Origin of the sequence: Microbulbifer hainanensis (assembly GCF_014904735.1) — a bacterium.
GTDB lineage: Bacteria > Pseudomonadota > Gammaproteobacteria > Pseudomonadales > Cellvibrionaceae > Microbulbifer > Microbulbifer hainanensis.
The window spans coordinates 101875-112969 of the sequence record NZ_JACZCR010000027.1 but is presented as its reverse complement, the minus strand read 5'-3'; the positions used below and the strand labels follow the sequence as shown (position 1 = coordinate 112969).

Here is an 11095-nt window from a genome sequence, read left to right as displayed (position 1 = left end):
TTCTTATTTCATCCCCAGAGAATAAGGGCTTGGAAGCACTACTGCTTCTGCCTTTTCAGAAACTCGATCAACTTTTCCGGGTGATCCGTCTGGATACCATCGGTGTTCCAGCGCAAAATCTGCGCCCATTCCACCTCAGAGCCGTCATCCTCATCGACAAAAACCATCGTGTTTCTGGCATGTGCCCGGGTGACAAAATCCTTGGAGAGTACGCCCATATCTGTGGCCACCAGCGGCACACTGTGGTTATCGAGCAAATCGCCCAGATTTTCATAGGAATGGGGATCTGGCATCGGCAGTGATTGTCCGAAATCGTCGCGACCAGTCTCCAGGTAGAAATTCATCGGGATATACCAGACAACGCTATGCTCCATATCATACTGCTTGATAATCTGTAGCAATTCCGCTACCGCGGGCACTTTAAGATCGAGGTAGATTCCAACTTTCCCTTTGGCAAGCTCCAATATTTCTTCCAATGTGGGGACCCGGGTATCTCTCCACTGGGGTCCAACGGCTGAACCAATATCCAGCGCCTTTATTTGCTGCAACGTCATGTCGCTTACTTTTCCGGATTCACCTTCCGCGTAGGCGTCTATTGTCGGGTTGTGGATGCTGACGAACTTTCCATCCCGAGTGCGGCGTATATCCACCTCAATAAAATCACAACCCAGCTCTATGGCTTTGGCATAGGCCGGCAGGGAGTTTTCCGGAATCCCGCGATGAACGCCGCGATGGGCGATCACATAGACGCCGTGCTTCGCGGCGCCAACCTGTTCGGGTAGTTGGAGGGTTTGAGCTTGTGCAGCGAGGGAGAGAAGACAGGCGACGAGTAACCAATAGAATTTTGGTCTGCTTATCGACTTCATCGAAAAGCCTCCATACCCGTCGCAGCAAGCCTTTGCCAATCCATTGCCTGGACCTCCAAGTATCAACAATACAAGAAAGTATTTTGAAGACCCTGAATCCTTAGGCAATCAAAAAGGGAAGAGAGAACAGCCTGAGATCAGCCTTCCAGAGCCAGCAGTCCGGAGCGACCCTCAACTTCTCCCCAGACAACCTCTTTACGGGTGATGTCTTCAAGGGGGAGGGTTCGATAGAATCCTTCCAGACTAACCAGCGTGTTCCCTTGGGCTTGCCACTGTTGCAGGAGCTTTTCCATGACCGGTAACAGCTTCATTCCCTCCAGTTCCGCATGTAAAGTATAGACATGGCCATAGGTTGCCGGTTTCCGGCTGGCAGCCAAAACCTGCTCCGCCACATTCGATTCATCAATGCCATCACGGCCCAGCAATTCATCCAGGGTAGGGAGGGTGGTTGGAATCTGTAGGCACCGGCTGCTTCGGTCCTGCATTTTGGGATAAAAGGGCTCTGCGCCCCTAACGTCACTGGCATAGGCAAAACCCATTTGCTCCTCGAGCTCTATGACGTATTTGTTCAGTTGCCAGCCGGCGGCTCCGATGGTGGTGGGACTATCACCGAATGCCTCGACAAAGGCATCGTATGCCCTGCGCATTTCCCGCTCAGTCCACGTCCGGCTTTTTTTGGCCACGAAATCCTGCCAACGCACATGGTCGTAGCAGTGGATACCAACCTCATGGCCGGCAGCGCGAGTCTGTCGCAGAACATCTCCGGCTTTCCGGGCGATATGGGGCCCCGGTAACAAGACACCGTACATCAGCGTCTTGTAACCATAGTGGCTGGCAACCGACGTCCGTTGGACCTTGCGTAGAAATCCTGGTCGAAATACTCGTCTCAGTGCTCGGCCAGTATGATCCGGCCCCAAACTAAATAGGAAGGTCGCTGGCACCTGGTAGCGGGCGAACAGTTCCAGCAATGCCGGTACACCTTCGACAGTACCTCGATAGGTATCGACATCCACTTTAAGCGCAATCTGCATCAGTTACTCCACTAACAATCCAGTAGCGCTTGCGCGTCGGCGATCTCATCTTTGTATTCATTGAAAATACTCATGAGAGCTTCCCGAATACCCACTTTCGGCGCCCAATTCAGTTCAGTTTCGGTATTCCCAATAAATGGCACTCGGGTCTGAATATCCTGGTACCCCTGTCCGTAATATTCATCGCTGTGGACTTCCACAAGCTTCACTTGCTCAGCGCCAGTGCGGTATTCCGGAAAATCTTTAGCGATATCCAGCATCAAATTCGCAAGTTCGCGGATGGAAATATCATTGCCGGGATTGCCGATATTAAAGATCTTTCCCGTGGCAATGCCGTCCTTGTTTTCAATGATTTTCATCAGTGCGGATATACCGTCGGTGATATCCGTAAAGCTGCGGCGCTGCTGGCCACCATCAACCAGTTTGATTTCTTCACCGCGAGCGATATGACCGAGAAACTGGGTCACAACACGGGAACTACCTTCCTTGGCCGCATGCAAATTATCCAGCCCGCGGCCCATCCAGTTAAAAGGTCGGAACAACGTATAATCCAGCCCTTCCTGCTCCCCATAGGCTGCTATCACCCTGTCGAGCAGTTGCTTGGAGCAGGAATAGATCCAGCGGGGCTTGGTCAGGGGGCCGAGCACCAGGTTAGATTCATAGGGGTGAAACTCGGCATCATCGCACATCCCATAAACTTCAGACGTGGACGGAAATACCACACGTTTTCCATACTTCACACAGGAGCGAACGATGGGGAGATTGGCTTCAAAGTCGAGCTCGAATACAGCCAAGGGGTTTTTTACATAGGTTACCGGGGTGGCTATAGCGATGAGCGGCAGTACAACGTCACATTTTTTAACGTGATACTCGATCCACTCGTGGTTGATCGTAATATCACCTTCAAAAAAGTGGAATCGCGGATTATCCATGATGTCGCCAATGCGGCTTGACTGCATGTCCATGCCCCAGATGCTCCAGTCGGTCGTCTCCAGAATCCGCTGGGACAAGTGGTGGCCAATAAATCCGTTAACCCCTAATATTAAAATGTTCATCAATCTACTGTCTCCGCAATAACGCGCTAAAGCAAATACTTCAAGTTGCCGGGTGAACGTTTACGCTCCCGATAAGCCTTAATTCCTCACCGAAACATTGCTTAAAAAGTTGCTCCGTTAGAGGCTTTTCTTCCCACTCCGCTTGAGTGATCGTAAGGCGATGGCCGTCCCGGCAATCCACCCGCAAATAGTCACCCTCCCAATAAAGTCTGGGTTCCATTCCGACTGCGGCATCGTGCTGGTAATAGCTGCCGAAGAACTTCAATTTGCTATTTTCGAACTCAAAAAAAGCACCGGGGTAGGGCGGTGCGACTGCTCTGATCAAATTGTGAATCTGCAGTGCGGACTGAGACCAGTCTATCTGGCCGTCTGCCGGCTTCCGGCCACCGAAATAACTGCCTTCATCGAGGCGCAGTGGGATCTCCGTGGCACTCCCATCCAGCATCTTGGGCAGGGTGCGCATAAGCACCATTTCCGCCGCACAGGTCACCTTCTGGAATACATCCGTGGCGGTATCGTTGGGAAGAATGGGGACAGACTGTTGGTCGACTAGATTGCCAGCGTCAGGCTTCACCACCATTCGATGCAAGCTTGCCCCGGTCTCTTTCTCCCCCAGAATAATTGCCCAGTTCACGGGAACACGGCCACGATACTTTGGCAGTAAGGAGCCATGTAAATTGAATGCTCCCTCAGAGGGGATCTCTAGCAGTTCCGCTCCAAGTAAATGTCGATAATAAAATGAGAACAGCCAGTCCGGTGCTAATTGACGTATTTTCCCAACAATCTCCGGATCATTCGGATTGTCTGGCTTTATGACTGGAATACCATTCCTCTGCGCCAGTCGCTCTACGCTAGCAAACCAGATATTTTCGGTTGGGCTGTCTTGATGGGTCACGACCAGTTGAATGTCGAAGCCACAGGCCAACAGTGCCTCAAAACCGCATACGCCAACGTTATGGTAGGCGAACACGACAACTCTGTTTCTTGGGCTGCTCATCTTAATCCTGCTGACTCCCATCACCCGACAAGTCCAGAGGCTTTTGCAAAATGGTCTTCACCAGGAAACGGGGACGATTTCTTACCTGTACATAGATCCGCCCCACATATTCCCCAAGAATGCCTACTGCAAACAAAAGAACACCCAGAATAAAGAAGGCAATCGCAAACAGGGTAAAGACACCTTCCACTTCCGATCCGACCACGAGCCGGCGTACGCCCAGAAATAATACAAAAAGGAATGAAAAAATTGATACCAGCATGCCAACCACGGAAAAAATCTGCAGTGGCAATATGGAAAAGCTGGTCATCAGATCAAAATTGAGATGAATGAGCTTGAAGAGGGAATACTTGGATTCACCGGCGGCGCGTTCTTCATGTTGGACTACCACTTCGGTGGGATTGGCAGCATACATATAAGCCAAAGCTGGTATATACGTCTGAGATTCGCGGGAATCCAGTACCGCCCTGACGATGTCCCTATGGTAGGCACGAAACATACAGCCTTGATCCGTCATGCGAATATCGGTAATGCGCTCTCGCAGGCGATTCATCAGTTTCGATGAATAATCACGCCATTTTGAGTCCATTCGACGGTGACGAATGGAGCCGACATAGTCGTGACCTTCATCCAGCTTGGCCACCAACTTGTCTATATCCTCCGGCGGGTTCTGCAGGTCCGAATCCAGGGTAATGATGAATTCACCGCGCGCCTGCTCAAAGCCAGAAAGAATAGCGGCGTGCTGCCCTGCATTGGCCCTGAGAACCACGACGCGGGTGACATCCGGACGCTCTTGATACTGCTGGCGTAACATTGCCACAGAGCGATCCCGACTGCCGTCATCAACAAAGATTATTTCATAAGAGCGCTGCAGCCGATCCATCGCGGCGTAAAGACGCGAAAAAAGTGCATCCAGGACAGCCTCTTCATTGAAGACGGGAATCACTATGGATAACTCAATATCACTATCTTGTTGTGGCTCTCTGATCGCGGGCGCAAGGCCATCCAGATTATGTACGCTCATCATTTTCCACTTGAGAGTAAGCTATTGATTGTTTCGCAGACCATATCAACGTCTCGATCAGTCATACCCGGGAACAGCGGCAGGGTTAATGTTTGCGCTCCAATTTGTTCTGCATTCGGGAAGTCACCGGCCTGGTACCCAAGTCGTCGGTATAGTGGAAACAGGTGCATGGCGGGATAATGCATTCCGACCGCGATATCGTGCTCGCGGAAGAAATCAATTATCTCCTGCCGCGACTTGCCGATGGCCTCACCATCAATGCACACACAAAACATATGCCAGGAATGCCCTTTACCGTTAGCAGGCTTTACCAGGGCAGGGTGATCCGGTAATTGCTCGAAATACCTGTGTGCGAGGCGCTCCCGTTGTCGGTTAAAGTCATCGAGTTTACCCAGCTGCACGATACCCATGGCAGCGCTAACGTCAGAGAGGTTCATTTTGCCGCCCCATTCTGACACAAAGATCTCACCCTGCTCGTTGCGTTCGATGCCGTGAAAACGGATACGTTCAATCCGCTTCATGAACGCGACGTCCTTGCAGGACAGGGCGCCACCTTCAATCGTGGTCATATTCTTATTAGGATGAAAGCTAAAGCAGGCAGGATTACCTGCCGCACCGATCATTGCGCCATTGTAGCTAGAACCGATGGCATGACAGGCATCTTCAATGACGGTAATACGGTTTTCCTGGCTCAACTTGTAGATGGGCTCCATATCTACGGGCAAACCGGAAAAATGCACGGGGATAATGCCCCGTGTTTTCTCGCTCATGGCGCCTTTGACCTTCTCGACATCCAGATTTCTGGAGCTCAGATCGACATCGACGAATACGGGCTTGGCTCCTACGCGAAGCACGACATTGGCAGACGCGACAAAACTCAGGGCCGGAACGATAACCTCATCGCCGGGACCGATGTCCGATGCAAGCAGCGCGGCCTCGAGGGCGGAGGTACCAGAATTGAATGCCCGAACTTCAACACCACCACCTATATAGTCCGCCAGTTCTTTCTCAAACCGCTGGACTTTCGGGCCGGTAGCCAGCCAACCGGATCGCAGCACTTCAACAACCGCGTCAATTTCTTCTTGGGAAATGGTGGGACGAGTGAAAGGCAACACGTTAAGACCTCGCTAAGACAATGACACCAAGGACGATAATTCCGATTCCTGTCACCTTCATTGGATTCAGCGATTCGCCCAGCAGCCACCAGGCTGCAAAGGCGTTGACAATATATCCGATGGAGAGCATAGGATAGGCGATACTGACATCGACCCTGGATAACGCCAGAATCCAAACAATGACACTAATGCCGTAACAGAATAATCCCAACCAGAGCCAGGGTTCGCTTATGAGCTTCTGCGTAACCGGCCATACACTGGCCATGCTGAGTGATATGCTTCCAGTCTCCGAAACTGCAGCTTTTAATAGCATCTGCGCAGCTGCGTTGAGTAGGACGCCGGTAAGAACTAGCAAAAAAGCTGTTCCGGTCATTGAATTTGTTACTCCCTGCTGCATCTCTATTCCGCGCACATTTATTGCTTCATCACCACGATACGGCGCGGCCCCTTAAATATGACCCGAATTTTCTCTCCTCTGCTTTTAAAGAGATGGAGATCGTCAGATCGAATGACCGCAACTGCCTGCTCGTCTTGATCCCACCGCTTCCAGAATTCCTTCTTCGTTGGAATCGTTTTATCAGGCTCCGCCTTCACACCCATTTCCAGCTCACCCGTATATGAAACCAGGGTAATGGGGCGTTCAAGATAGAAGGGCAGCGCCTGGGGGTAATTATCAATCGCGTAAACAGGTGTGGAGTCACTGGCATATTTTCTAATGACTTTCGCCTCATCGGCACTGGACCTGGAGATCGCAATCGCCTGAAACCCCCACAGCATCAAGGAAATCGCCAAGACAGAAAATACACTCGCGATGGGTACGGACTTCGATGGAGTGTTTCTCCACTTAAACAGGGCTGCAGATCCAATAGCCAGGGAAATCGCTGCAGTCATCAACCAGGGCCGGAATAAAGCTATAAGTTCTGCAGGTATTTTCTCTGAGGCGAAGCGGCTTGAGATTAGCGCAACGACAAAAATCAAAATAGCCGTTACCAGCATCACCCAGGAATCGCCTTTAATGCGACCTTCGCTGGCAATCCTTTTCGCCGCGAGCAACGACACAAAGGGCAATATTGGTAGTATGTAGGCCGGCAACTTCGAGTCACCCAGAGAGAAGAAGACAAATGTGGTTACGATGTACACCCACATAAAACGTTCTGGATTAAAGGTTTCACCCTTACTCGTGCGCCATGAAAACGTCGGTAACAGCACGCCCCTGCTGCTGGTAATCAACCAGGGAAGCACACCGATAATAAATACACCAACAAAGTAGTAAACCGGCCCTTCCCGATGATGGGTATTGGTGGTGTAACGTTCCAGATGCTCATGAATAAAAAAGAAATGCGCAAACTCGGGGTTTGCCTTGCTGACGACAATAAACCACGGCGCACAGATTAAAAGGAAGAGTAGTACTCCCTTGACGATATGTAGCTCTTTCAAGAGCTTCCAGTCTCTCTGCCAAAGGATGTAAAAGAACAAGGCTCCGCCGGGTAATACTGCTCCCACAAGTCCTTTGGTCAGTACTGCGCATGCCAGGGCAGCCCAGCCGGCCAACATAAAGTTTCGGCTACGCCGCGGATTCTCTTTGTCGCTCAGGGCCAATATTGGGAAACCAACTCCCAGGGTCATGAAGAAAGCCAGTGACATATCCAGGGTCAGGTAGTGGCCCGAACCACAGAAGAGTAGGGTGCTTGCCGATAGAAAGAAGCCATAGCGTCCCACTTCAGCGCCGTATAAGCGCAGGCCAAGAAAGCCAATAAAAGCAGCACAAGCCAGAGACGCTAGAGCGATCCACAATCGTGCTGTCGCGTTACTGTGGCCGAAGAGCTTATAGTTGATCGCGGTGAGCCAATACTGAAGCGCAGGCTTCTCAAAGTACTTCAGATCATTGAGGCGGGGCGTAATCCAGTCCCCTGTCTGGACCATTTCTCTGGGAATTTCCGCGTATCTCGCCTCATCAGGCTCAATCAGGTCACGATGCCCCAATCCCAAAAACCAGATAATCACTAGAAGTGCGGCACAGATCTTAAATGCGTTCATGTTGCCCTTACGGCTCTTCTTATTGGCAATGATTGTCGTTTCGCAATGGCCGGAGTTCTCCAGCCCCCAAATTGGTCACGCGGCTTCGTTGACAGAATTTGGATCGAGATACGCAGTGTCCAAAGTCTAGATTGATTGATTTTTCAAGTCGAGAAAATTCAGGATAATTTGGAGGGAAATCTCAAAGGTGTACGCACACTACCCTTATCCAAGCAGTGTTTTTCACAAAATTTTGACATTTATTTCACTAATGTTTGATGCCGTTTAGCGTGACCTTCGCAGCCTGGATTATTGGATTTAAAGAGAGGCCTTTTTAGAGAGCTGCTCCAGCGACAGTCTGCCAACACTATGCGGCTGGCCAACAAGCACCTGAACATTTCCATGCCGCGAGCCCGACCCATTGGTAGTTCCAACACCCACGGTGGGCAGGCGCATTATCTTTCAGTGACAGCTCCTCATTGCCCGAGAGGCCAGATTCGAGGCATCTATAATCTTTGCTCCGATTGGGATGGTCTTCCTAGGGGATTTAACAAGATTAATGCGGAAGTACATGACTGTCCGCACAAGCTGAGTCGATAACATGGGCAATCAGACTCTCTGTTGGGGATGGAAATAAGCTCGAATCAATAGGGTGTCGAGTGACGCTAGATGAAATAGGCGCCACCCAGAACCTTATCGGTCGCCCAGGTGGTACAGCAAGCATCAATGGGGCACGGGCAGTCCACAATAAAGCGCATCTGGAGGTGTTATGACAGGAATGACAGATTACGCAGCAGGCGAACATGCTCGCTGTGAAGCGAAAAATCGAAGAACAGCAGCTAGAAGCGATTTCCTACTTTTCTGAATTTCCAAGCCTACGAAGCGATCATAGTAGCAAGGGCAATGCATTGATAACGGCCGGTACTCATCGATTGTGGCCGATTAAGAGTGACCACGATCGCTGCCATTATCTCTGGCTTACAGGTTCAGACATCCAACGTCGTTGTCGTGCTGATGAGGAGATCTAGCAGTGATGCAGGAACCTAAGCGATCTACACGAATATGGCGAAAGGGAGTGCCTGGGATTCGGCTGGCTGGGCGAGTCAATACACAATTTAACATAATCTATATTATGCGCATTATGGCATCTAAGGCCTCGATACCCGGATAGCCAGTGTATGCCCCGGTGCGTACCGACTATTGCTCAGTTTGGCCGGATTCAAACAGATCTGATTGTTCCAGTATGCCTGTTCGCCATCGATCATGTTCTCGATCATTCAATCTCTGCTCACCAGGTTACTCGACTTCTGATCCACCGCCTCCAGCGCCTGGTGGAGCTTATCTTCCCAGAATGGAATATCTTTGTGATCAATACCGGATGGTATTCGTAGTGGTTCACCGACAACAAGTGCCATCCGCGTGAACATCCCCGGCAGTTCCATACGGTCCCAACGCCGATTCATGACGTGTTTGCGACGGCTTGAAGTGGACACGGGAACAAGAAGAAAACCCAGTGATGAGGCAAGCTCAATCGCCCCCCTTTTTACCACATGATAAGGGCCGAGCGGTCCATCCACGGCAAGCGCGGCAGCAGTTTGTGTAACCAGCTCGGCCCGCATAAGATCAAGCAAATTTACTCCATTATACCGGGGTGGTAACCGGATACATGTATAGCCAAAATGACGGCATATCTCACAGATAATTGCTCCCCGAAACGAATGGCTCGCAAAAACACAAGCCTTTCTCCCGCGCAACAGGGCAAACAGTGGCAGATACTGGCCATGCCAGAACACAACCAAAAACCGCTTGCCGCTGCCAAGCATACCATCCAGGCGGTCTAGCCCCTCAATTTCAACGCGCCATGTTTTGCACTGCAGCCTCAGAATCCATGCGCCAATCAATCCCAGAATACGTGTCCACATACCCGATCTCTGATGAGTTGCTTTGCGGCGATCACAACACACTTGAATTGCCCCTTCTATCTCACATTATCGGACGGAAGTAGCGCAGCTGCTATTCAGCGATGACGGACACATTCAAGACAGAATTGAATTAACTGCGTCGGATATTCGCACGGTTGAAACTCCTCCAAAGACATGGCACAGCTATACGTGCATGGAAGCGGACACTGTTGCACTTGAAATCAGGGAAGGCAGCCCCCCCTATACCATCCGCTACTGATTGTTTCCATGGCCAAATGATTGACAGGAGCCTATTAGAATTCCTATCAGCAAGGATAAAACAGATTCACGGTACCTGTGGGGCAACAATGACAACAGGCGCACAAACACGACCAGACCGGCGCCGCATTCTCCTGCGCATCGCCCTGCCCGCCAACGGCCGCCCCCCTGCACCGACCACCGCCAAATTCATCGCTGACGACGGTAAGCGATGGCAGGCCTCGCTGATGTCTATTGCGCTGCAGGTAGATCCACGCATTCAGGGGCCAATCTTCTTCTACACCGCCCCGGCAGCAAACGTGTTGTCGGGCAGTATCCTCCCGGTGCAACTGACAGTAGGCGAGCCTGGGCCGGGCGTCGCTATCCCGGCATCCGCAGTGATGTCCTGGCAGAGGGCGTGCTGGTACTACGCGGAGGGCGTCGCGGGCCATTTCACTCGCCGGCAGTTGGCCGCTGGCGAGCCTGTTGCGGGAGGCTGCTTCCTGCGGGGGCTCGCGCCACTTGCGGTAGTGATACGGGGTGCCCAGGCCCTGCGGCGATAACCTCGATATCCTGGATCAAGAGGCGCGCAGCGTGGCCACGGCCCTGGGCCTGTTACCGCTGGCGGTCGGCAGTGGCGATCCGGGCCGCGAGATAGAGGAGCCCATGGCGATAGTGATCCTCGGCGGCCTGTTTACCTCTACCGCGCTCAATCTGCTGGTGGTGCCCAGTCTGGCGCTGCGATATGGGCGATTTGAGACAGGTGGTTCGGAGGGCCGAGCGGTCGAAAAATAACTTACAACTCCTCAGCGTGTTGGAGATCCCTCCATCT

Annotated in this window: 10 protein-coding genes; 1 reads left to right on the top strand and 9 read right to left on the bottom strand. The window is 51.6% G+C overall.

Features of this window, described 5'->3' with window-relative positions:
- Positions 1–38 precede the first annotated feature (38 nt).
- From IG168_RS10290 to IG168_RS10250, 9 genes are all read right to left on the bottom strand, one after another.
- Positions 39–866: a glycerophosphodiester phosphodiesterase gene (locus tag IG168_RS10290; RefSeq protein ID WP_193164302.1), complete on the bottom strand. Its 828-nt coding sequence runs from the start codon at positions 864–866 to the stop codon at positions 39–41.
- 137 nt (positions 867–1003) lie between these two features.
- A complete protein-coding gene (locus tag IG168_RS10285) occupies positions 1004–1897 on the bottom strand; it encodes a polysaccharide deacetylase family protein (RefSeq protein WP_193164301.1) in 894 nt (297 codons plus the stop codon).
- 11 nt (positions 1898–1908) lie between these two features.
- Positions 1909–2952 (bottom strand): bifunctional UDP-4-keto-pentose/UDP-xylose synthase, encoded by a 1044-nt coding sequence (locus IG168_RS10280; RefSeq protein ID WP_193164405.1) that lies wholly within the window; start codon positions 2950–2952, stop codon positions 1909–1911.
- 40 nt (positions 2953–2992) lie between these two features.
- Positions 2993–3949 carry a formyltransferase gene (locus tag IG168_RS10275; protein ID WP_193164300.1) on the bottom strand — a complete coding sequence of 319 codons (957 nt, stop codon included), beginning with the start codon at positions 3947–3949 and terminating at the stop codon, positions 2993–2995.
- A 1-nt stretch (position 3950) separates the two neighbouring features.
- On the bottom strand, positions 3951–4976 hold the full coding sequence (locus IG168_RS10270; protein WP_226876779.1) for a glycosyltransferase: 1026 nt from the start codon (positions 4974–4976) through the stop codon (positions 3951–3953).
- Entirely contained in the window at positions 4973–6088 is a 1116-nt protein-coding gene (locus tag IG168_RS10265) for a DegT/DnrJ/EryC1/StrS family aminotransferase (RefSeq protein ID WP_193164299.1), read from the bottom strand. Before IG168_RS10265 ends, IG168_RS10270 begins: the two co-directional genes overlap by 4 nt.
- 1 nt (position 6089) lies before the next feature.
- The gene (locus tag IG168_RS10260; protein ID WP_226876777.1) at positions 6090–6485 is read right to left on the bottom strand and encodes an SMR family transporter; all 396 of its coding nucleotides are present in this window, start codon (positions 6483–6485) and stop codon (positions 6090–6092) included.
- A 17-nt stretch (positions 6486–6502) separates the two neighbouring features.
- Positions 6503–8125 carry an ArnT family glycosyltransferase gene (locus tag IG168_RS10255; protein ID WP_193164298.1) on the bottom strand — a complete coding sequence of 541 codons (1623 nt, stop codon included), beginning with the start codon at positions 8123–8125 and terminating at the stop codon, positions 6503–6505.
- Positions 8126–9381: 1256 nt separating this feature from the next.
- Positions 9382–10026: a lysophospholipid acyltransferase family protein gene (locus IG168_RS10250; protein WP_193164297.1), complete on the bottom strand. Its 645-nt coding sequence runs from the start codon at positions 10024–10026 to the stop codon at positions 9382–9384.
- Positions 10027–10803: 777 nt separating this feature from the next.
- On the opposite strand from IG168_RS10250, the gene IG168_RS10245 reads away from it, so the two are divergent.
- Positions 10804–11058: an efflux RND transporter permease subunit gene (locus IG168_RS10245; RefSeq protein ID WP_319024686.1), complete on the top strand. Its 255-nt coding sequence runs from the start codon at positions 10804–10806 to the stop codon at positions 11056–11058.
- The last annotated feature ends 37 nt before the right edge of the window (positions 11059–11095 follow it).